This window comes from Lysinibacillus cavernae, assembly GCF_009724685.1.
In the GTDB taxonomy this organism is placed as follows: Bacteria; Bacillota; Bacilli; order Bacillales_A; family Planococcaceae; genus Lysinibacillus; species Lysinibacillus cavernae.
The window spans coordinates 89,539-112,948 of sequence record NZ_WMEF01000012.1 but is presented as its reverse complement, the minus strand read 5'-3'; the positions used below and the strand labels follow the sequence as shown (position 1 = coordinate 112,948).

Genomic DNA, 23,410 nt, shown 5'->3' with positions numbered 1-23,410 from the left:
AATGAACGAAATAGAACAACGCATAGCGGAGTTAAATAAATTACTGCATGAATATGGTTATGCCTATTATGTGTTAGATAAGCCTGTCGTAGCTGATAGTGTCTATGATCAATTATTACATGAACTGATTGCATTAGAAGAAGCGAATCCGTCACTCATTTACCCCGATTCTCCCACCCAACGTGTTGGAGGAGCAGTGGTAGAGGGCTTTAAAAAAGTGACACATGATTACCCAATGCTCAGCCTATCAAATGCTTTTAACGAAGAAGATTTACAAGAATTCGATCGTAAAGTTCGTCAAGCGATCGGGGATCAATTTTCCTATGTATGTGAATTGAAAATAGATGGTCTTGCCATTTCATTGAAATACGAAAATGGTGTGTTTGTACAAGGAGCAACACGAGGAGATGGTGTTGTAGGGGAAGATATTACAGCCAATTTAAAGACAATTCGCGCGATACCGCTTCGTTTAAAGGAACCTGTTACGATTGAAGTACGTGGCGAGGCATACATGCCAAAAAAATCATTTGAAAAATTAAATGGGCAGCGTACAGCCAATGGGGAAGAATTATTTGCCAACCCACGTAATGCCGCTGCTGGCTCTTTACGTCAATTAGATCCTAAGATTGCGGCAAGTCGTCAATTATCAACTTTTATCTATGCCATTGGTGGAGATGGTGAAGGATATGGTATTGATGGACATGCAGAAATGCTTGATTATCTAGAAAGTCTAGGCTTCCCTTCTAACAAAGAGCGTCAACGTTGCTCTACAATTGAAGAGGTAATGACCTTTATAGAACATTGGACAGAAAACCGCCCAAATTTAGCCTACGAAATTGATGGTATCGTTATTAAAGTGGACCGTTATGCTCAACAAGATGAGCTAGGTTATACAGCAAAAAGTCCACGTTGGGCAATTGCTTACAAATTCCCAGCAGAGGAAGTTGTCACAACATTACTTGATATTGATTTAACAGTAGGACGTACAGGGGTTGTTACGCCAACAGCTATTTTAAGTCCAGTACAAGTAGCGGGGACAACGGTTCAACGTGCTTCTTTACACAATGAAGATTTAATTCGAGATAAAGATATACGCCTTGGGGATACAGTGATTATTCGAAAAGCTGGTGATATTATTCCGCAAGTAGTAGGAGTCCTTATAGAGCAACGCCCTGAGGATTCAGTACCATTTGAGATGCCAAAAAATTGCCCTGTTTGTGATAGTGAATTGATTCGTATTGAAGGTGAAGTGGCATTACGCTGTGTAAACCCTGCATGCTTTGCCCAAATTGCAGAGAGCATTAAGTATTTTGTTTCTCGAAATGCCATGAATATTGATGGTCTTGGAGATAAAGTAGTTGAGCAGTTATTACGTGCAGATTTAATCCATGATGTTTCTGACTTATATCATTTAACAGTTGAGCAACTTGTTGGATTGGAACGCATGGGGGAAAAATCTGCTACCAATTTAGTGAATGCCATTCAAGCATCTAAGGAAAATTCGATGGAGCGTTTATTAATTGGTCTAGGAATTCGACATGTTGGTGAAAAGGCAGCGAAAATTGTATCAGAGGAATTTGGTTCAATGGAAGCAGTAATGGCAGCAACGGAGGCTCAGCTAGTCGCTATTTATGAGATTGGTGATAAGATGGCTTCATCCCTAGTCGAATATTTTTCAAATGAAGATGCATGTACAGTCATAGGCAGACTTGCTGAAGTAGGCGTAAATATGACCTATAAAGGTAAAAAAGTAGAAGTGGTTGTAGGTGATAATCCTTTTGCAGGTAAAACAATTGTTTTAACTGGTAAACTTGAGCAATTGACACGCAACGAAGCAAAGGTGAAAATAGAAGAGTTAGGTGGTACTGTAACAGGCAGTGTCAGCAAAAAAACGGACCTTGTCATCGCAGGTGCGGATGCGGGTTCTAAACTGACAAAGGCTGAGCAATTAGGTATTGAAGTTTGGAATGAAGAAAACTTAATTGAACAACTTAACCTCATCTAATAAGTGCATTTTCAATATATTTTGTTGTTTGGAAGCCATATTGAATGCATAACGATTACATCATGGCGTCGATTGACTCGTCAGCCTAAAATTGACTATTAGTAAAGGAGCACTAAATAATGAAGTCTTTTCGACTCATTCCAGCAATTGTAGCTGCTGCAATGCTAGTCGGCTGTGTGCCTTCTGACAAGAAGGAGACAGAGCTTACACAGGAAACGCAACAGAAAGAAAAAGCTGAAACAACAATTATCCCAAGCATACAGATTGATGAATCCTATTATAAGACACTTATTCCTTATAAAGAGAGTGCAAGTAGAGGACTAGTTGTGTCAAATATTTATACAAAATATGATATGAAGGAAGTAGAAGGGGGTTTAATGCGTCTATCTCAAAATGAGTTTGATACGGAAAACTACTACTTCCAAGAAGGTCAATATTTAGCTGAAAGTACAGTGAGTTCATGGCTTGCCCGTAGTTCACAAACAGAAGATGGATTGAATCCACCGACAACAGAAACGATGACACCGGAAGAAAGAGCAACGAAGGCTCCCGTTTATTTAGCTCATATTGTGGAGCAAAACTACTTAACAAAAACAAAAGATAATAAAGTAAAATTAGGCGGAATTTCGATAGGTCTTGCCCTTAACTCTATTTACTACTATCAGAAAGAACAGTATGGAGAGTATTATGAGAAACCGATTTCTGAGTCGGATCTAGTTGAGCAAGGCAAAAAAATGGCTGCTGAAATTGTATCCCGTTTACGCACACGTGAAGAGTTGAAAGATATACCTATAGTTGTTGGTTTGTTTAAACAGCAAGCCCGCAATCAAATTATTCCAGGGGCATACTTTAGTTACGGTGTAGCAAAAGCTGGGCAAAACGACATTGCCGATTGGGAAGGCATAGATGAAAATTATGTCATGTTCCCTACAGATGATTCACAGGATGTCTATCGTGATGTCAACAATAACTTCAAGAATTTTAAACAAGATGTCGATAAATACTTTTCTAACTATACTAGTGTGATTGGGACAGGTTTTTATCGAAATAAGCAAATACAAAATCTTACTATCGAAATTCCAATCCAATTTTTTGGCAAAGCTGAAATAATAGGATTTACGCAATATTTGACAGGTATTTTAATCAACCAATTTGATAATATTCATGTTGAAGTGAGCGTTACTTCAATAAATGGTCCTGAAGCTTTAATTATCAAAAAAGCCAATGACAAGGATCCTTACGTGCATGTCTATGATTAATATAGTCAGCCTTTGTGCTGGCTATATTTTTATCTTAATTCAGCAGAAGACTTCCCCTTTAGAGGAGGGAGTCTTCTGCTGATTTGACGCAGGTCAGTTAAACATTATCACAGGACGTGATGGTTTTCGGTTAACTTCTACTCGTTAGCTCAAAAAATTATCTGGGCGAAAGCCAGGCGTAAATGAAGTAGATGTCTAGAATTAAAGGGACGCAAAAGGAATATAGTGACAACACTTTGTTATAGTAGTGAAAGTTTCTATATTTTTGGTGAAAGTTGTGATTTTTAATATGAATAATGTTATGATTATTGGCATGGTTAACTTTATTCAACCCTATTGTTATCAATAAAAACAATGAATTGAACAAGTATTCGGAGGTGTGAAAAATGGCTAAATTAACAAAAGAGGAAGTAAAGCACGTGGCAAATTTAGCACGTCTTGCAATTACAGAAGAAGAAGCGGAAAAATTTGCTGAACAGCTTGGGAAAATTACAGACTTTGCGGAGCAGTTAAACGAGTTAGATACAACGAATGTTGAACCAACAACTCACGTTTTACCACTAGTCAATGTAATGCGTGAAGATGTTGCAGTAAAAGGTTTAGATCGCGAAGTTATGATGTTAAACGTAAAAGAACAAGAAGATGGTCAAGTAAAAGTACCAGCTATCATGTAATACTAAAACATAGGAGGATTCCTCATGACGTTATTTGAACGTTCAGCAAAGGAGTTACAAGCAGAAATTAAAGCAGGTAACTTATCAATCGCTGACTTAACGAAAGAAGCATACGAGCGTATTGCAAAGCTTGATGGCGATGTACAAGCATTCCTTGCTTCAAACGAAGAAAAAGCAACTGCACAAGCAACTGAAATGGATAAAGTACCATTTGAAGAACGTGGACCACTATTTGGTCTTCCAATCGGTGTAAAAGACAACATCGTGACAGAAGGTTTAGAAACAACTTGTGCCTCTAAAATTCTTGAAGGCTTTATGCCAATTTATGATGCAACTGTTGTAAATAAGCTACGTGAAGCTGGAATGATTACAATTGGTAAATTAAACATGGATGAGTTTGCAATGGGTTCTTCAAACGAAAACTCCTATTTTAAAACAACAACAAATCCATGGAACTTAAACCACGTACCAGGAGGATCTTCAGGTGCATCTGCAGCAGCAGTAGCAGCCGGTGAAGTGCCAATCTCTCTTGGTTCAGATACAGGTGGTTCAATCCGTCAACCAGCAGCTTACTGTGGTGTTGTAGGGATGAAACCTACATATGGTCGTGTATCTCGTTTTGGTCTAGTTGCATTTGCATCTTCTTTAGATCAAATTGGACCAATTACACGTAATGTTGAAGATAATGCTCTAGTACTTGAAGCTATTGCAGGCTTAGATCCAAATGATTCTACATCTGCAAACGTAGAGGTGCCAAATTATGCTGCAGCCCTTACTGGTGATGTAAAAGGCTTACGTATCGCTGTACCAAAAGAATTCCTTGGTGAAGGTGTTGGCGAAGCGGCACGTCAATCAGTGTTAGATGCATTAGAGGTATTAAAAGGCTTAGGTGCAACGGTAGAAGAAGTATCACTTCCTCATTCTAAATATGCACTTGCTGCGTACTATATCCTTTCTTCATCTGAAGCGTCTTCAAACTTATCTCGTTTCGATGGTATCCGTTATGGTTTCCGTGCAGAAAACGTTACAAATTTAATGGATCTTTATAAAGAAACACGTGCACAAGGTTTTGGTGATGAAGTAAAACGTCGTATTATGCTTGGAACTTACTCATTAAGTGCAGGTACGTATGATGCTTACTACAAAAAAGCACAACAAGCACGTACACTCATCAAAGCAGACTACGACAAAGTATTTGAAGACTTTGATGTTATCATTGGACCTACAGCACCAACACCAGCATTCAAAATTGGTGAAAACGTTGATGATCCGATGACAATGTATGCAAACGATATTTTAACAATCCCGATGAACTTAGCTGGTGTCCCTGCCATTTCAATTCCATGTGGCTTTGAAAACGGACTACCACTTGGTTTACAAATTATTGGTAAATACTTCGACGAAGCAACTATTTACCGTGTAGCTCATGCTTTTGAACAAGCAACGGAGTTCCACAAACAAGTTCCTCAAATGTGGGAGGGAAAATAACATGAACTTTGAAACAGTCATTGGTTTAGAAGTACACGTTGAGTTGAAAACAAACTCAAAAATCTTCTCACCAGCACCAGCTCACTTTGGTGCTGAACCAAATACAAATACAACAGTAATCGATTTAGGTTATCCTGGTGTCCTACCAGTTCTTAATAAAAATGTAGTTGATTTCGCAATGCGTGCAGCTCTTGCACTAAATATGGAAATCGAACAAGAAACAAAATTTGACCGTAAAAACTACTTCTACCCTGATAATCCGAAAGCTTACCAAATTTCGCAATTTGATAAGCCAATCGGTAAAAACGGCTGGGTTGATATTGAAGTAGACGGCTATACAAAACGTATCGGTATTACACGACTTCATATGGAAGAAGATGCTGGTAAACTTTCTCACGCAGGTGATCATTCATTAGTTGACTTCAACCGTCAAGGTACACCACTTGTAGAAATCGTTTCTGAACCAGACATTCGTACACCAAACGAAGCCTATGCATATCTTGAAAAAGTAAAATCAATTATTCAGTATACAGATGTATCTGACTGTAAGATGGAGGAAGGATCACTTCGTTGTGATGCCAACATTTCTATTCGTCCTTATGGTCAAGAAGAATTTGGAACAAAAACGGAGCTTAAAAACCTGAACTCCTTTAACTATGTTCGTCGTGGTTTAGAGCATGAAGAATTACGTCAAGCAGATGTATTATTATCAGGTGGCGTGATTGAGCAAGAAACACGTCGTTTTGATGAAAAAACAGGTAAAACAATTTTAATGCGTGTTAAAGAGGGAACAGATGATTACCGATACTTCCCTGAGCCAGATTTAGTTCGTCTTTCTATTGATGATGCATGGCTAGAGCGTGTAAAATCAGAAATTCCTGAACTTCCAGATGCGCGTAAAAAACGTTATGTTGAAGAGTTAGGCTTAACACCATATGATGCAGGGGTTCTTGTTATTTCGAAAGAAATCTCAAACTTCTTCGAGGCAATGATAGTGAAAGATGCAGATGCGAAGCTTTCTGCTAACTGGTTAATGGGTGACGTTTCTGCTTACTTAAACGCAGAGCAAAAAGAACTAAAAGATACTGCGTTAACACCTGAAAACCTTGCTGAAATGGTAAAATTAATTACGGATGGTACAATTTCTTCTAAAATCGGTAAAAAAGTATTTGCTGAATTAGTAGAAAATGGCGGTTCTGCACAGGATATTGTGAAGGCGAAAGGTTTAGTTCAAATTTCCGATGAGGGTGCATTATTAGCAATCGTAACAGAAGTTTTAGATAACAACGCACAATCTATTGAAGACTTCAAAAACGGTAAGGATCGTGCTATTGGTTTCCTAGTTGGACAAATCATGAAAGCAACAAAAGGCCAAGCGAACCCACCAATGGTTAATAAATTATTACAACAAGAAATTGCCAAACGTTAATACTCGTTGTAACATAATAGCCGAGAGAGCTTCATTGCTTTCTCGGCTATTAATTTTCAAAAATGTAACAAATTTGCAATTTGCAACACTTAATAGTTGTTTAAAAAGAGTATTCATAGCAAAATATAGAATAGATAATAATAAGGGGGACGAGCCAATGAAAACAGAACAACAATATTTTAATGAAGCTATTTCAATACAACAATATATGGAGAACATGACGACGCTGAAAGAAGAAAGTTTCCGTATTTATGATGGCTATGAAGTGCCAACAAACGATGGGTTTATCGACTTACTAAAGGACAAGCAACTAAAAATTTTAACCATTACAGAAGATTGGTGCGGGGACGCAATGTTAAACAATCCAATTATTCGTCGTGTTGCTGAAGCAGCTGGATTAGATATGCGTGCAGTTTTCCGTGATGCCGATACAGCTCTAATTGATTGTTATTTAACAAACGGAGGTCGTGCTATTCCAATATACTTATTGTTAGATGAAGCAGGTGAGGTTGTTGGAAAATGGGGACCACGTGCACCTGAATTACAAGAGCTAGTAGTAACGAAACGAGCAAGCTTACCAGATAAAGAAGATCCAACATTTGAAGAAGCCCAAAAAGCCCTTTATGCAGAAATTCGAGAGGAAAATATTTCGAATCAAACCTACTGGACTTATGTCTATGAAGACTTTAAAAATCAGGTAACAAACACATTACAAAAATGACAAAAGCATTGCAACATTTCAGCGTTTAATTCGTTGAATGAAATAGAATCTTATGAAGCAGGAAGGTATGTTATGAAACGAGCAAGAATCATTTATAATCCTACATCTGGACGCGAAGTGTTTAAGAAGCATCTACCAGAGGTGTTGGAAAAACTAGAGGTAGCAGGCTATGAGACATCCTGTCACGCAACAACATGTGAGGGCGATGCAACGCTTGCAGCAAAAAATGCGGTAGAACGCGGTTTTGATATCATCATCGCAGTTGGTGGAGATGGCACATTAAATGAAGTTGTTTCAGGTGTAAGTCCATTTGAAAACCGTCCGAAAGTTGGTCTAATTCCGATGGGCACTACAAATGATTTTGCCCGTGCTGTGCATATCCCTCGAAATATTGATGAAGCTGTAGACATTATTATTCAAGGCGACACATTACCAGTTGATGTTGGTCTCTTAAATGGAGAACGTTATTTCATCAATATTGCTGCCGGCGGACGAATTACAGAGTTAACATATGAAGTACCAAGTAAGATGAAAACCATGCTTGGTCAACTAGCCTACTATTTAAAGGCGGTAGAGATGATTCCATCAATCAAAGCCTCGCATATGCGCATTGAATATGATGGAGAAGTATTTGACGGTGACGCCATGATGTTCCTATGTGGTCTAACCAATTCAGTAGGTGGTTTTGAGAAACTTGCACCTGATGCAAGTATTAATGATGGATACTTTACATTGTTAGTACTTAAAAAAGTTAGCCTACCTGAGTTTATTCAACTGGCTGCCATGGCATTAAGAGGCGAGCATTTAAATGATGACCGTGTCATCTACAAAAAAGCTAGCGTTGTCAAAGTTACTACAGAAAACGAAGTCCATCTTAATTTAGATGGCGAATATGGCGGAGACGCACCTGCTACGTTCGAAAACTTGAAACAACATATTGAAATTTTTGTTCCACTTGCAGATATTCGAGAGGAAGACCGCATCTAAAGATTGAAAAGCTCATCCGATTTTAATGAGGATGAGCTTTATCTATTTATTTGCTTGCTCTTTTATGAGGGAGAGAAAGCCCACGAAAAAGGATTCCTGTAACATTGAATAACAAAGTAACTTCTCATTATTGGCGCTCACTATTCTTAAAGGTTCATGGCTAAAATTCCACAATCTACGTGCTAGAACTAACATTGTGAATGAATTTAGAAAAATGTTTGGCGAATGTGCGTATATTACTTGAACAAAATTTGAAACCTTACTAATAGGCTGAAATTTCAGTCCGTTATTAAGGTTTTTTTCGTTGTAATAGTGGAAAATGGGGGTATGGATAAAGGAAAGGAAGTGTTGCCTATGTATAAGTCACAAGAAAAGAAGCTTATATGGCTAAGCTTTGGTGTTGCAATCGTTATGCTACTTTCCATTCTTGGAAAAATATTTGGAAGTTAGGGGGGCAATGAGATGATTAATGAATCTGCAGTCTTTTGGAGTCGAGCATTAACTGAGTTGACATTATCGTTCCATATTATTTATGCAACGATTGGTGTGGGTGTCCCGTTAATGATTATGCTTGCTCAATGGACTGGGTATAAAAAGAATGATGAGCATTATATCTTAATGGCAAGACGGTGGGCGCGTGGTTTTGTTATTACCGTAGCTGTTGGTGTTGTAACAGGAACTGCAATTGGCTTACAACTTTCACTACTATGGCCTAACTTTATGCAGCTAGCTGGTCAAACGATTGCTTTACCACTTTTTTTGGAAACGTTTGCATTTTTCTTTGAGGCAATATTCTTAGGTATTTATTTATATACATGGGACCGCTTTGATAGTCAGAAAAAGCACATGTTGCTGTTAATCCCTGTTGCTGTTGGGGCGTCTATGTCGGCTGTATTCATCACAATCGTTAATGCTTTTATGAATGCACCGCAAGGCTTTGATATTGTGGACGGAGAGCTTGTTAATATCCAACCTCTTTTAGCAATGTTTAACCCTGCCATGCCGACAAAGGTTGCACATGTACTTGTAACTGCCTATATGACATCGGCATTTGTGCTGGCTGCTATTGCAGGATACAGAATGCTAAGAGGATCTAAGCATGTATACCATAAAAAATCATTACTTTTATTGATGAAAATTGGCCTGATTTTCTCCATTGCAGCCGCTGTTATTGGAGATTTTTCAGGAAAATACTTAGCCGAATATCAACCCGAAAAACTAGCAGCAGCAGAATGGCATTTTGAGACTGAAGGGAAAGCTTCACTTGTATTATTTGGTGTATTAGATGGAGAAGAAGTAAAATATGCCATCAAAATTCCGTATGCTTTAAGCATTCTTGCACATTTTAATCCTAATGCAGAGGTAATCGGCTTAGATCAATTTGCGGAAGAAGATATACCACCACTCTATATCCATTATCTATTTGATATTATGGTTTCCATCGGTATGTTTATGGTGCTAGTTTCATTACTTTATGTTGTAGGGAAAGCGCGTGGTTGGCAGTTTATTCATTCACGATGGTATAGATGGATTATTGTGGCGGGAGGACCACTGTCGATCATTGCGATTGAAGCAGGATGGTGGCTTGCCGAGGTTGGACGTCAACCATGGATACTTTATGGTTTAATGCGCACACCAGAAGGAGCTACGACGAGTGATCATGTGGATTTAATGCTGCTGTTATTTGCGGGTGTGTATGCTGTATTGGCAGTAGGAAGTATTGTCGTATTGGTACGAATGTTTAAAAAGAATCCGATTGAGCGTGAGATTGAAGAGCGCCACTCTGAAAAAGGCGGTGACTTCCTATGACATTAGAGATTTTAGGTATTTCAGTATTATGGATTTTCCTATTTGGCTATGTCATTGTCGCTTCAATTGATTTTGGTGCAGGCTTCTTTAACGCATATAGCCTGCTCATTGGTAAAAATCATATTTTAACAAATATTATCAAACGTTATTTATCACCTGTCTGGGAAGTAACCAATGTCTTTTTAGTGTTCTTCTTTGTAGGAATCGTAGGATTTTTCCCACAAACAGCTTTTTATTACGGAACAATTTTACTTGTGCCAGTCAGTATTTCACTTGTACTATTGGCAATTCGGGGCTCCTACTATGCTTTTGAATCCTATGGTGCGCGTGGACACATTGGGTATACGTTGACATATGGTGTGGCAGGCTTATTAATTCCTGCTTCCTTGTCTGTTGTCTTTGCCATTGCTGGTGGAGGCTATGTTGATCTGATTGATGGGCAGCCTGTATTAAACTACTGGACTTTATATACAAGTCCATTTGCATGGAGCATTGTGGTACTAAGCATTGCCGCTGTACTTTATATTTCTTCCGTATTTTTAACTTGGTACGCCCATAAAGCAAACGACATAGAAGCTACAAAACTAATGCGAAAATATGCACTTGTGTGGGCTGCACCTTTAATGATCAGTGCACTTGGCATTATGTATGAAATGAAATCCATCAACCCAGAAAGTTATAGTCACATGGTTAATTTATGGTGGATGTTTGCGATTTCTGCCGTATTATTTATCATCACAGTCGTACTCATTATGATGCGTAAAAAGTACGGACTGGCGGTTGGGCTCCTCATCGCTCAATTTGCTGTAGCATTCTTTGCTTATGGTATTGCACAGTATCCTTATTTACTTTATCCGTATTTAACAATTTACGATGGCTTCACAAGTACACAAATGGCGATTGCCTTAATCATCGCATTTATTTTAGGGCTTTGCCTCCTTCTTCCTTCACTTTATTTATTGATGAAATTGTTCTTGTTCAATAAAAATTATGTGACAGGAAAAGAAGACAATCACGCATAGGAGGAAATAAGATCATGCAGAGTTTTTTAATTTTTTATGCGCCTTTTATCGTTGTCATCCTCGGTATTTTGTTTGCATTTTGGTGGGCACCAAGGGACTATCATATTACAAAAGATCAAGGAAAGAGTCGCGAGTAGCGGCTCTTTTCATAGTGTTGAAAAACAAAACCATCCATAGAATTTTTGTGTAAGGTGAAAAAGGATTTCTGTTGCAGGCTACTTGCTTTCCTGTGGACGAGCGCCGAGCTACCGCTCCGTTCAGGAGCTCGCCTGTCTCGCTATCCTGTTGGAGTCAAGTAGCCTTCCACTCCAATCCACAAAAGTGTTATGACAAATAAAGTGAAGATGTTCACTTATTGATCGTTGTTGTGACTCATCACTTCTCCACAAGAAAATAAGAGCCTATTCTTTCTCTAATCATACAAATAATGAGCAATTTTGTTTACTACGGCTAGTATGAAAGAGAAGGAAAAGACACTTTTGCACATGGTTGATTGGAGCGAACGCAGTGAGTGAAGCGGCTCATCGGACGCCCCATGGAAAGGACGCTGGCTGAACGGAAATCACCCCCTCACATTGCCCAAGGCTCTTTTTCTGCTATTGACATGATCTTTTTTCAAGTTAGTGAGGGGAATAACATAACGGGCAAGTCTTGTTCTTTTTTCATTCGCCAACACATGCTACAATAAGGAGATTGAAATGGAGGATGTACGAATGTCAGCACCCGTGAAAAAAAATGATCGACTTTCAGTTTATATAGAAGATTTAACACATGATGGTAATGGTGTCGCAAAGGTTGACGGCTACCCGTTATTTATACAGGGCGCACTTCCGAACGAAACAGCCGAAATCCATGTGTTGAAAACCTTAAAAAATTATGGCTTTGGAAAAGTTGTAGAAATTATCAAGCCATCACCAGACCGTGTTGAAGCACCTTGTGATTATTTCAAGCAATGTGGCGGCTGTCAATTACAGCACTTATCTTACGCGGGGCAACTAAAATGGAAAGAAAATATGGTGCGCAATGTGATGCAGCGCATTGGTAAAATTGATGCACCTGTTCTCCCCGTAAAAGGAATGAAAGAACCTTGGCATTACCGCAACAAAGCGCAAATTCCTTTCTCTGAAAATGAAGCAGGACAAGCTATCGCAGGCTTTTATAAAACAAAAACGCATAGCATTGTGGATATGGAACGTTGCTTAATTCAAACAGGAGAAGCAGACGCCATTCTAGCAGGCTTGAAGAAGGAATTAACGGCGATAGGGATTCGCCCTTACAATGAACAAACACATGAAGGTATGCTACGCCATGTGGTCATTCGCAAAGCAAGAGCAACAGGTGAAGTGATGGTCGTCCTCGTGACAAAAAAGAAAAAGTTCTCACAAAAAGAGGCAGCAGTTACAACGATTCAAAAGCTTGTTCCGAATGTCACGTCGATTATGCAAAACGTGAATAGTGAGAAAACAAATGTCATTTTTGGTGATGACACGATCAACCTATGGGGCAAGGACGTCATTATTGATACAATTGGCGATGTGCGCTTTGAAATTTCAGCCCGTTCGTTCTATCAAGTCAATCCAGAGCAAACAGAGGTCCTTTATAAACAAGCGCTTGATTATGCTGCCTTGCAGGGGGATGAACGTGTTATTGATGCGTATTGTGGAATTGGTACCATCTCTTTATTCCTTGCGCAAAAAGCAAAGGCAGTCATGGGAGTTGAGATAGTCCCACAAGCGATTGAAGATGCCAAACGTAATGCAGTACTCAATGGTTTTACAAATACTTATTTTGAGGCTGGCCCAGCAGAAGAAGTTATACCAAGATGGTATAAAGAAGGTAAGGAAGCAGACGTACTCGTAGTCGACCCCCCACGCAAGGGCTGTGATGAAGCACTTTTAAATACGATTTTAGAACAACGTCCAAAGCGAGTGGTCTATGTCTCTTGTAATCCAGCTACATTAGCACGCGATCTTCGTATTTTGGAGGATGGCGGTTATCAAACACAGGAAATTCAACCAGTGGATATGTTCCCGCATTCAACGCATTGTGAAGCGGTGGCGTGGCTTGAACTAGCTGATTAAACTAAGTTAAGCGTGTTTTTTAATGTACGCTTTATTAGGGTGTGTCTTTGGAACATCTAGCTTAATATTCGTTGAAACATAAAAAGCAGACGGTTTAGAAGTGTGATAATGCACCTCTAATTGGCCGTCTGCTTTTACTATGATTTTATGAATGAAGCGAGCATTAGGAGAAACAACCGGGAAATTTGGTTTATTAGTGTGTCGCAAAGTTGAGAATGTAGAATTATTAATGAAACGATGTAAAGATACAATGAATAGGGACAGGAAGTTTATTTTATTTTTCGATGATAATGATATTAAAACTTTATTAACTTTGAAATCAAAAGAAGATGAAGAAGGAATTATCGATTATTTATCTGAGAAATGGGATCGATTGGTTTTAGATAATTAAGATGTTTTTTGATATGTGTCTTTAATTAAATATATCTTTTACTGTAATTTTATAAATGAATCGTGCTAATGTGGTTGGCGTTAGTTCTACAGAAGTGAGCAAGGTAGATTGTTGGAAGTGAGATATAAAATAAAAGAAAAATATTTATATTTATATAATAACAGGGTGAGTAACTATGAAAAATAAATATAAGTAGGAGAGATTTTTATGGAATAATGAATATTTGTAGTAAAATAAAGGATACATAGGTTTTATTAAAGTGTTTACTATTAGAGATAACGCGAGATAATTATTTGAAAAAATCATATAATTGGAGATTGTGGTAATGAATAGAAAAGAAATATTAAATTATTTTCAAACTAAAATACCTTCATATGAATTGAAAGCGAACCAAAATAAACATATTTTACAATTTGATTTATATGTTCATCCATTTTTTAGTAACGGTAGAAATACGCATTTTATTACCCAATTTAGTGAAGTACTCGAATTTATCGATTCGTATGTTGAAAATTATGCTCAAATTACAATTGATAGTATTGCAAGCTATCCTAAAAGTGAGCCTCAACAATTTTTTCAAAGAGTAGCAGAGGTATATGTTTTGTTTAATTTACTTAATATAGAAGGTGTAGATAGAAATAGTGTGATTCTTGAACCCAGCGCTAGAAATCAAGGTAAAAATCCAGAATATAGGATAAAAATTAAGGATATTTGGTATGCATTTGAGGTTAAAACACCCGATCATAGAACATTTGAAAATCGTCAACAAGGTGTGCAGACTACAACACGACTTTCTGAAAAAGAAGTAAGTATTATTAAAAGATATAAAACTTTAAGTTATACAAAGGACAATAAAGTAAAAGATTTTATTAAAAGTGCCGACGAAAAATTTTCTGAATATAAAACATCATCTGATTATTCAAGAGATATAAAAATTCTTGTTATTGTTTGGGACGATTTTATAAATGAAGTAGTTAGTTCTTTAATCAATCCACATGCTGGGATCTTAACTAATAAATCGTTTGCATCGGATATCAGTTTTGAAAATATAGATGGTATATTAATTTCGCGTTTTTTAACACCATTAAAAAGGGTATTTTATTTTGGAGAGGTATTTAAAGAAAATAATGGATATATACAAAGTGTTTTTAAAGATAAGTATAATATCAAAGGTCTTTCAATAACGCTTTCAGATAGTTTTAATCCATTAATATTTTTTAAAAATTTCCGTCCATATACTATTGATATTGAAGCTGCAGAATATCATCCAACAGACTTTATTGATTGGGAATCTTCAATAGGCGTAATAGGTTTAAATAATTGTCCTCAAAATATTAAGGAAAGTTTATTAAAGCATCTAATGAAACTAAATTATAAAAAAGAGATTTATTCTTTTAATTATATTAATTTTGGTTTAGTAAACATTAATAAAATTTGGGATAATTCAATCAAAGATAGTCAAAACTTAAATAATATTAGAGGAGTTATTGAATTTTCGAAATTAATGGCTAAGGAAGACCTTAAAAGTCCGGAAATTAATTTGAAAACTTTTGAAGAAGGGGCATTAAAGTATAAAGAAGTCTTAGAAAAAGAATATAATAATTTAGTAGGTACTGAGAAATTATGTAAATGCAATTCAGGAAGGCTGTTTAAAGATTGTTGTGAAATCAATCTAAAGAATTATGAATATGTCACTTTTTTCGAAAGGTAATATACAAATAGAAGAGCGTAATCTTATTTTTATATTCAAAGTGGATTGTATAATTAACTTTGTAACTATTTATGATAACTATGATTTGAAGAGAATTTTACTACATCAATTATAATTTTTGTCTACGCTCAGCACTCAACGCATTGTGAAGCGGTGGCGTGGTTAACGTTAGCAGAGTAGAAAAGCAGATGGTGTAGAGAGATCTATGCTATCTGTTTTCTTTTAGACAATTATCATTTAGAAACGATTTTCGATCTAATAAATGTGACTGATTTATAAAAAGTTATTAGCATGATAAAAATGAAAAATGGAGCTTTATAGTTTGAACGGTGAGTATCGAGTTTTAGCCATATTACTATTAATTTTAATCATCATAATAAGCAAGCTGCATTTTTAATTTAGACAAAATCAACTATACCACCAATCAATCTACCTATGCCTCTAAGTAACCAGAAAAGGACTCTAAAAGGCAGGAGAATGAGTTCAGGTATCCAAAATAGTACATCAAAAATGAAATCTAAAAACGTATAACCGTTGTCGTTCTTCTTGTTTTTTCTTCTTTGCCACCATTCCTTCATATATGTCATTCCTTTTTTAATAGTTGTTATCTTTTAGTAAATTTACGTTCAAGTTTTTATTTAGTTTCAAATGGACTTAATTCATCTGCCAGAGACTGTTACCTTGTTGAAAAACTTGCTAGAAAAAACCACTTTGTTTAGGCAAGTGCTATATTCCTTCACATGACAGGATGCTGCTTAAACATAAACTTGCCTTTTTTGAATGTGCATATTACAATCAAAGTAAGTTAATAGTAGGTTTGAGTAACTGAGAGACCATTGAAAACATATGTGCCTAGCGTACATATGCTTTTGATGGTCTTTTTTTATCGTTAAAAAGATGAGGGAGGAAAAAAGTATGAGTACAGCTTCTGCGTTACAACGACAACAAACAATAGAGGAACTTCAAGGCAGGGAGTACGATTTATTAGTAATTGGTGGCGGTATTACAGGGTGTGGTATTGCACTGGATGCTATTGCACGTGGTCTTTCTGTAGCATTAGTGGAAATGCAGGATTTTGCAGCAGGTACATCTAGCCGTTCCACAAAATTAGTACATGGCGGTTTACGCTATTTAAAGCAATTTGAAATAAAAGAGGTAGCAGAGTTAGGAAAGGAACGTGCCATTGTTTATGAAAATGGTCCACATGTGACTACACCTGTTTGGATGCTGTTACCTTTTCATAAAGGAGGGACATTTGGAAAATATTCTACAAATCTCGGCTTGCGTGTCTATGATTTTTTAGCAGGTGTCAAACGTGACGAGCGTCGTTATATGTTAAATACAGGTCAAACCATTGAGAAGGAGCCATTAGTGAAAACAAATGGATTACTTGGCGGTGGTATGTATGTAGAATATCGTACCGATGATGCTCGTTTAACAATTGAAGTAGCGAAGGCAGCCATTGAAAGAGGTGCAACATTACTTAATTATATAAAAGCCGAAAACTTCTTATATAATGAACAGCAAAAAATAAATGGCATTGTTGCAAAGGATTTATTAACAAATCATACAATCGATATTCGTGCAAAGGCTGTGGTTAATGCTGCTGGTCCATGGGTGGACGAAGTGCGCACAATTGAAGGTGAGCAAGCAGGGAAGCACTTAATTTTATCAAAAGGTGTGCATATTGTTTTTGATGAATCCAAATTCCCATTAAAGCAAGCTGTTTATTTTGATACACCTGATGGTCGCATGGTATTTGCCATCCCTCGTCAAGGAAAAACATATGTGGGTACAACAGATACATTTTATGAGGGCGATGTTCGCAATATGGATATTTATCAAGAAGATCGCGATTATATAATGAACGCTATTCATTATATGTTCCCAAATGTGAAGGTGAGCGATGCGGATATTGAATCAAGTTGGGCAGGTGTTCGTCCATTGATTCATGAGGACGGAAAAAATCCATCTGAAATTTCTCGGAAGGATGAAGTGTGGATTTCGCCATCGGGACTTGTAACAATTGCAGGTGGGAAATTAACAGGTTATCGTAAAATGGCTGAAACGGTATTAAATACGATTGCACAAGAGCTAGAGCAACAGTTTGGCATTACATCTTCTCCATGTACAACAAAAAATATTCCGATTTCTGGTGGCCATATTGGCGGCTCAAATAAATTTTATGCCTTCTTATATGATCATACAAGATTAGGTAAGAAGATAGGTTTATCAGAGGAAGAGGCCAAATTTTTAACGCAGCATTATGGTAGCAACGTAGAAATTGTTTTTAATTATGTAAAGGAAGGACATCCAATCTTACCATCATGGCTATATGCACAATTGATGTATAGTATTCATCATGAAATGGCCGTTCATCCAAATGATTTTATGATTCGCCGAACAGGATATATGTTCTTTCAAATGGCAACTGTTCAACACTATGAAGAGGCTATTTTAGATGAGATGGCTAAGCAACTCAATTGGACAGCGCAGCAACGTACACAATATGAAGAAGATGTAAAGAAAGAAATAAAACGTGCGACAACTGCGCTATAATGAGGTAGTTACTCTCAACATAATATAAGGGTGAGCATTCACACTGTATTATAAGGGAAGGAGAGAATGGAATGCATTTTGATAATCAACAGGTGATTCCTGCTGCGCGTACCGTCAAGCAGTTTGACGAGATAATAGCAAGCCCATTCGATTATATTGTGCTATTGGAGGTGCACATTAGCTTATTGATGTCTTTAAAGCGTGAGGCACATCGACATGGAAAAAAATTAATCATTCATGCAGATTTAATTCATGGTTTAAAAACAGATAATTTTGCAGCGGACTTTTTATGTAATGATATTCGTCCAGCTGGCATTATTTCAACGCGTTCCAATATGCTAATGAAAGCCAAAGCTCGTGGAATTATGGCTATTCAACGTGTTTTTTTGATTGATACAATCGCTCTTGAAAAAAGTTATTCGATGATTGAAACAGCGCAGCCTGATTATATTGAGCTATTACCAGGCATTATTCCGTCGATGATTCAGGAAATCTATGAGCGTACACAAATCCCTGTTATTACAGGTGGCTTAGTGCGTACAGTAGACAATATTGAAGAAGCAATAGCTGGAGGTGCTATTGCCGTCACAACATCTAATAGACAATTATGGGAAAATTTCAAAAAATAGTTGACTCTGTATGTTTTTTTCTCTAAAATGGACATAAGTTCATAAGCACGTGGTTAGGAAAAGGAACCCACATTTGTTCAACTACATGTATTAATGTAGTTTGATTGGATGTGGGTTCCTTTTTGTTTTCTATGGGCTATTATCACAAAGGGGGACTAAACTATGTCTACGTTTACAGCTGAGCTGGTCGGCACAATGATTCTTATTTTATTTGGTGGCGGCGTAGTAGCAGGTGCCGTGCTAAACAAATCAAAAGGCTTTGGTGGTGGATGGATCGTCATTACCTTTGCATGGGGGCTTGCTGTTGCAATGGCGGCTTATGCAGTAGGTGGAATCAGTGGTGCTCACCTAAATCCAGCACTAACAATTGCTCTTGCCACGATTGGAAATTTTCCTTGGGCAGATGTACCAGCATATATTGCCGCTCAAATGATTGGTGCATTTTTAGGGGCTACGCTTGTTTATTTTATGTATTTACCACATTGGCAAGCAACAGCAGATGCCGATGTAAAATTAGCGCCATTTTCCACAATGCCGGCTATTAAGCATCCTTTATCAAATCTATTATCAGAAATGATAGGAACATTTATTTTAGTTTTAGGGATTTTAGCGTTAGGTACAAATACGATTACAGATGGTTTAAATCCATTTTTAGTTGGTATGTTAATTATTGTAATTGGGATGGCTTTAGGGGGCCCAACAGGTTATGCAATAAATCCAGCTCGTGATTTAGGTCCACGTATTGCACATTTTATTTTACCGATTGCAGGTAAAGGTAGTTCTGGTTGGGGCTATGCATGGATACCGGTTGTAGGTCCAATTATTGGGGGTACATTTGGTGCATTGTTTTTCCAACAAATATTTGAAGGGAAAAATAGTATAGCATTTTGGATTGTTGCAGTAATTGTTGTTGCTATTTTCATAGGAGCACAATTAACGCTTAAGAATGTTCAAGTAGAAGACTAATTTATTTGGAGGGATTTCTATGTCAGAAAAAAAATATATTTTAGCGTTAGACCAAGGCACAACGAGTTCAAGAGCTATTCTTTTTGATGAAACGGGTAAAATCGTACACACAGCACAACAAGAATTCCAACAACATTTTCCACAAGCAGGCTGGGTAGAACATCATGCAGAGGAAATTTGGTCATCTATTCTATCTTGTATTGCAACAGTGTTATCAGAAAAAGGTGTGAATTCAAGTCAAATTGCAGGGATTGGGATTACAAACCAACGTGAAACAACAGTTGTGTGGGATAAAAATACTGGCAAGCCTGTTTATAACGCAATTGTCTGGCAATCACGTCAAACGAATGAAATTTGTGAGCAATTAAAGGAAAGCGGTTACAATGATGTATTCCGTGATAAAACAGGTTTATTAATCGACGCTTACTTCTCTGGTACAAAAGTGAAGTGGATTTTAGATCATGTTGAGGGAGCACGTGAAAAAGCTGAGGAAGGAGAGTTGCTTTTCGGTACAATCGATACTTGGCTAATTTGGAAGCTATCCGGTGGGAAAGTACATGTAACAGACTATTCAAATGCTTCTCGTACATTGATGTATAATATCCATGACTTAAAGTGGGATGAAGAACTATTAGAAATTTTAACTGTTCCTGCATGTATGCTACCAGAAGTACGACCTTCTTCTGAAATTTATGGCTACACAGAGGAAGCATTATTCTTTGGCTCTGCGGTCCCAATTGCGGGTGCTGCTGGTGACCAACAAGCAGCATTATTTGGTCAGGCATGTTTTGAGGAAGGCATGGTCAAGAACACATACGGCACGGGCTGCTTTATGTTAATGAACACTGGCGAAAAGGCAGTAAAGTCAAATAATGGATTATTGACAACATTAGCTTGGGGCTTGGATGGCAAAGTAACGTATGCTTTAGAAGGTAGTATTTTTGTTGCAGGTTCAGCGATTCAATGGCTACGTGATGGTTTGCGTATGTTCCGCAATGCGAGTGAATCAGAGCAATATGCAAAGCGTGTAGAGTCAACAGATGGTGTTTATGTTGTCCCAGCATTTGTTGGTTTAGGAACACCGTACTGGGATTCCGATGTGCGTGGAGCTATCTTTGGCTTAACACGCGGAACAGCGAAGGAGCATTTTATACGTGCTACACTAGAATCGTTAGCCTATCAAACAAAGGATGTATTAGCAGCGATGGAGGCAGATGCTAATATTCCGCTAGCAAAATTACGTGTAGATGGCGGAGCTGTGGCTAATGATTTCTTAATGCAATTCCAGGCAGATTTATTGGATGTTCCTGTTGATCGCCCAATTATTAATGAAACAACAGCTTTAGGTGCAGCGTATTTAGCGGGCTTAGCAGTTGGCTATTGGCATTCGACAGAGGAAATCAGCAAGTATTGGAATGTAGATCGTCAATTTACACCAAATATGGTTAATGACCATCGTGACAAAATTTATGCAGGATGGAAAAAGGCTGTTGCTGCAGCGCAAGTATTTAAGTAAGCGAATCATTTGAGAGGCTGGGACATAACTAGATTCAATGAATGAGAAATCCGAACTCGGATTTCTCTATTTTTTATGTTGTCTCCAGATAGCTTGTCCAATGAGTCCTTAATTTTTCGATTATTTGAGCGAGGTCTTTCAATGCTAATTCCTTTTCATTTGCTTATGGCATGATTTCTTTTTCAAGCAGCTCATCGTCTAGCTGGTTTGACTTTTCAAGCAGTCTGTTTTGTCATTTGCATTAGCTATTGGTGCTCTGGCTACAGAAGCTGGTGGGGAGGTTCTTGTTTTTATGCGCAGCTTTTTATTTATACAAGCCCTACTATTAGTCATTTTTCTAATAAGTATTTCTTTGTATTTGAGAAAGATGAAGCAAGCGTCCAATTCTTTATAGAGTTGGGCTTTTTTGTTTGCCAGGAATAGAGGATTTAGAGAGATGTCAGAGAATTGTATATAAGTACCATTATACGTAATGACGTGCTTATAGGAGTTGTATGAAGATGGTTGTGACAACGAGACCGTTAAAAATTAAGTATAAAAAGCTAGCTAATCCTTTTCAGGAGTTTATGCAGATCAGTCCTAACAATAATGCCCTTACGAAGGAAGTAGTCTTTCTACGGTATATTGGTATACCTGATTCTGTAGATCTTTATAAAGAAGATATTTTAAAAATGGATGAGTATTTCTTAAATCAAAGCGTATTTTATTTACGACTACATAGGCTTGAGGTCATCAATAATAAGAAAGATGCAGATAGACTGTCGGAGCTTTGGGGAGATTGGCAGGTTGCTGCTGATAGTATGCAGTTACTGTATGAGACATCTTTATGCAGTAAATTAGCGAATCATCAACTTGAATGGACAAAAAAGCTTAGCTTTAAAAAAATTCTCCAACTTTTTAAAGAACACCAGCCGCATGCTAATGACACTTTACTAAAAAACTTTGCAGTTAAATTTTTATATTGGATGGATTATTATTTACCACAAATCTTTTCTAAGGAAAATCAAACATCCTCTAAAATTGTTTTTATAGGTGACATTACGCAGCATGAATCATTATTCTTATATTTCTTATCGACACTTGGCTGCGATATATGCTACATGAACCCTAAAGGGGATATCACTAATTTGTATCCGATCATAGCAGCATCATCTACTTTGCATAGTTGTCCTGATTGCTATGAAAAAGAATTCATAATCCCTAAAATGCTCTCGATGAAAAGCATACCACCACAACAACCGACGATTGTCCCAGCCCGTAGTTCTAGCATGGTTTCTACAGAAGCGTGTAGTTATGAGCAGTTAGCTTCTTTAGCGACATCTGTTGTAATGATTAAAACATTTGGGGCAGATGACAAAGTCTTATGTTTTGGCTCTGGTGTCGTTCTACATCGTGATGGTTATATTTTAACGAATCTACATGTTGTGGGTGGTGGAAAATATTATTCTGTGCTATATGAAAATGACACGAATGAGTATATGACCCACCAATTTGTGAAATATCATGATCTACATGATTTGGCTATTTTGAAAGTGGATAGAACAAGCCAACCTTTACCTGTTAAAATTGATGGTCAATTAGTGCGTGGGCAAAAAATTGTTGCGATTGGCAGTCCTTTAGGGTTATTTAATTCTGTTTCTGATGGCATTGTTTCAGGATTTAGGGATATTCGGAAAATGTCTATGATTCAATTTACTGCTGCTATTTCAAACGGTAGTTCAGGGGGTGCTTTATTGGATATGCATGGGAGATTGGTAGGTTTGATTACAGCAGGCTTTGATGATGGCCAAAATCTAAACTTGGCAGTTCCTGCTCATGTCATTTATCAATTTGCTCACAACTTTATTGAATGTCCAAGTTAATTTCCACTATTCAACCATTGCTTTTTCATTTGTAATCTTATAGAATGTAGAACGGTATAAACGAACGAAATAATAATTCCTTTAATACGGTCCAGAGAGGCTGAAAAGGGCTACATGATATTTTAAAGCTAATATCTTTGCTTTGACATGCCCTTTTGTCCTCTGTGACGAAAGGGCTTTTATTATTTGTTCCATCCCCCTCTTTTAAAGGGAGTCCTGTGAGGCTTCAAAAGAGAATGGACAAGACAGCTTTAATCCATTCACTCGAACACTAAAAGAGAAAGACAACTAAAACTGGAGG

General features: G+C 37.4%; 20 protein-coding genes. 19 read left to right on the top strand and 1 reads right to left on the bottom strand.

Annotation, left to right across the window (positions count from 1 at the left end; all coding sequences use genetic code 11):
- Position 1 precedes the first annotated feature (1 nt).
- The 14 genes from ligA (at position 2) to GJU32_RS19300 (ending at position 15,577) form a co-directional block, all read left to right on the top strand.
- Positions 2–2,005, top strand: coding sequence for an NAD-dependent DNA ligase LigA (ligA, locus tag GJU32_RS19355; RefSeq protein ID WP_155593558.1), 2,004 nt, complete (start codon positions 2–4; stop codon positions 2,003–2,005).
- Positions 2,006–2,124: 119 nt separating this feature from the next.
- Positions 2,125–3,264 (top strand): CamS family sex pheromone protein, encoded by a 1,140-nt coding sequence (locus tag GJU32_RS19350; RefSeq protein WP_155593557.1) that lies wholly within the window; start codon positions 2,125–2,127, stop codon positions 3,262–3,264.
- Between the two features lie 386 nt (positions 3,265–3,650).
- Positions 3,651–3,938 carry an Asp-tRNA(Asn)/Glu-tRNA(Gln) amidotransferase subunit GatC gene (gatC, locus tag GJU32_RS19345; protein WP_004225708.1) on the top strand — a complete coding sequence of 96 codons (288 nt, stop codon included), beginning with the start codon at positions 3,651–3,653 and terminating at the stop codon, positions 3,936–3,938.
- A gap of 24 nt (positions 3,939–3,962) precedes the next feature.
- Positions 3,963–5,426: an Asp-tRNA(Asn)/Glu-tRNA(Gln) amidotransferase subunit GatA gene (gene gatA / locus GJU32_RS19340; RefSeq protein ID WP_155593556.1), complete on the top strand. Its 1,464-nt coding sequence runs from the start codon at positions 3,963–3,965 to the stop codon at positions 5,424–5,426.
- Position 5,427: 1 nt separating this feature from the next.
- Entirely contained in the window at positions 5,428–6,855 is a 1,428-nt protein-coding gene (gene gatB / locus GJU32_RS19335; RefSeq protein ID WP_155593555.1) for an Asp-tRNA(Asn)/Glu-tRNA(Gln) amidotransferase subunit GatB, read from the top strand.
- A gap of 157 nt (positions 6,856–7,012) precedes the next feature.
- A complete protein-coding gene (locus GJU32_RS19330) occupies positions 7,013–7,576 on the top strand; it encodes a thioredoxin family protein (RefSeq protein ID WP_155593554.1) in 564 nt (187 codons plus the stop codon).
- A 72-nt stretch (positions 7,577–7,648) separates the two neighbouring features.
- Entirely contained in the window at positions 7,649–8,563 is a 915-nt protein-coding gene (locus tag GJU32_RS19325) for a diacylglycerol kinase (protein WP_155593553.1), read from the top strand.
- Positions 8,564–8,890: 327 nt separating this feature from the next.
- Positions 8,891–9,013 (top strand): hypothetical protein, encoded by a 123-nt coding sequence (locus GJU32_RS23665; protein ID WP_274381833.1) that lies wholly within the window; start codon positions 8,891–8,893, stop codon positions 9,011–9,013.
- Positions 9,014–9,025: 12 nt separating this feature from the next.
- A complete protein-coding gene (locus GJU32_RS19320; RefSeq protein WP_155593552.1) occupies positions 9,026–10,372 on the top strand; it encodes a cytochrome ubiquinol oxidase subunit I in 1,347 nt (448 codons plus the stop codon).
- Positions 10,369–11,394 (top strand): cytochrome d ubiquinol oxidase subunit II, encoded by a 1,026-nt coding sequence (locus tag GJU32_RS19315; RefSeq protein WP_155593551.1) that lies wholly within the window; start codon positions 10,369–10,371, stop codon positions 11,392–11,394. Before GJU32_RS19320 ends, GJU32_RS19315 begins: the two co-directional genes overlap by 4 nt.
- A gap of 14 nt (positions 11,395–11,408) precedes the next feature.
- Positions 11,409–11,531: a cytochrome bd oxidase small subunit CydS family protein gene (gene cydS, locus GJU32_RS23660; protein WP_274381832.1), complete on the top strand. Its 123-nt coding sequence runs from the start codon at positions 11,409–11,411 to the stop codon at positions 11,529–11,531.
- 576 nt (positions 11,532–12,107) lie between these two features.
- Positions 12,108–13,475 carry a 23S rRNA (uracil(1939)-C(5))-methyltransferase RlmD gene (gene rlmD / locus GJU32_RS19310; protein ID WP_155593582.1) on the top strand — a complete coding sequence of 456 codons (1,368 nt, stop codon included), beginning with the start codon at positions 12,108–12,110 and terminating at the stop codon, positions 13,473–13,475.
- Positions 13,476–13,626: 151 nt separating this feature from the next.
- A complete protein-coding gene (locus GJU32_RS19305) occupies positions 13,627–13,866 on the top strand; it encodes a hypothetical protein (protein ID WP_155593550.1) in 240 nt (79 codons plus the stop codon).
- 325 nt (positions 13,867–14,191) lie between these two features.
- The gene (locus GJU32_RS19300; protein ID WP_155593549.1) at positions 14,192–15,577 is read left to right on the top strand and encodes a hypothetical protein; all 1,386 of its coding nucleotides are present in this window, start codon (positions 14,192–14,194) and stop codon (positions 15,575–15,577) included.
- Between the two features lie 398 nt (positions 15,578–15,975).
- On the opposite strand, the gene GJU32_RS19295 is transcribed toward GJU32_RS19300, so the two are convergent.
- Positions 15,976–16,155 (bottom strand): hypothetical protein, encoded by a 180-nt coding sequence (locus GJU32_RS19295; RefSeq protein ID WP_155593548.1) that lies wholly within the window; start codon positions 16,153–16,155, stop codon positions 15,976–15,978.
- Positions 16,156–16,492: 337 nt separating this feature from the next.
- Here GJU32_RS19295 and GJU32_RS19290 point away from each other — a divergent pair, with 337 nt between their 5' ends.
- The 5 genes from GJU32_RS19290 (at position 16,493) to GJU32_RS19270 (ending at position 23,109) form a co-directional block, all read left to right on the top strand.
- Entirely contained in the window at positions 16,493–18,136 is a 1,644-nt protein-coding gene (locus tag GJU32_RS19290) for a glycerol-3-phosphate dehydrogenase/oxidase (RefSeq protein ID WP_155593547.1), read from the top strand.
- 71 nt (positions 18,137–18,207) lie between these two features.
- Positions 18,208–18,765, top strand: a complete 558-nt coding sequence (locus GJU32_RS19285) for a glycerol-3-phosphate responsive antiterminator (RefSeq protein ID WP_054611963.1) — start codon at positions 18,208–18,210, stop codon at positions 18,763–18,765.
- Between the two features lie 162 nt (positions 18,766–18,927).
- Positions 18,928–19,731 carry an MIP/aquaporin family protein gene (locus GJU32_RS19280; RefSeq protein ID WP_155593546.1) on the top strand — a complete coding sequence of 268 codons (804 nt, stop codon included), beginning with the start codon at positions 18,928–18,930 and terminating at the stop codon, positions 19,729–19,731.
- Between the two features lie 19 nt (positions 19,732–19,750).
- A complete protein-coding gene (gene glpK / locus GJU32_RS19275; protein ID WP_155593545.1) occupies positions 19,751–21,247 on the top strand; it encodes a glycerol kinase GlpK in 1,497 nt (498 codons plus the stop codon).
- A gap of 500 nt (positions 21,248–21,747) precedes the next feature.
- Complete coding sequence (locus GJU32_RS19270; RefSeq protein ID WP_155593544.1) at positions 21,748–23,109, top strand: trypsin-like peptidase domain-containing protein; 1,362 nt, start codon at positions 21,748–21,750, stop codon at positions 23,107–23,109.
- The last annotated feature ends 301 nt before the right edge of the window (positions 23,110–23,410 follow it).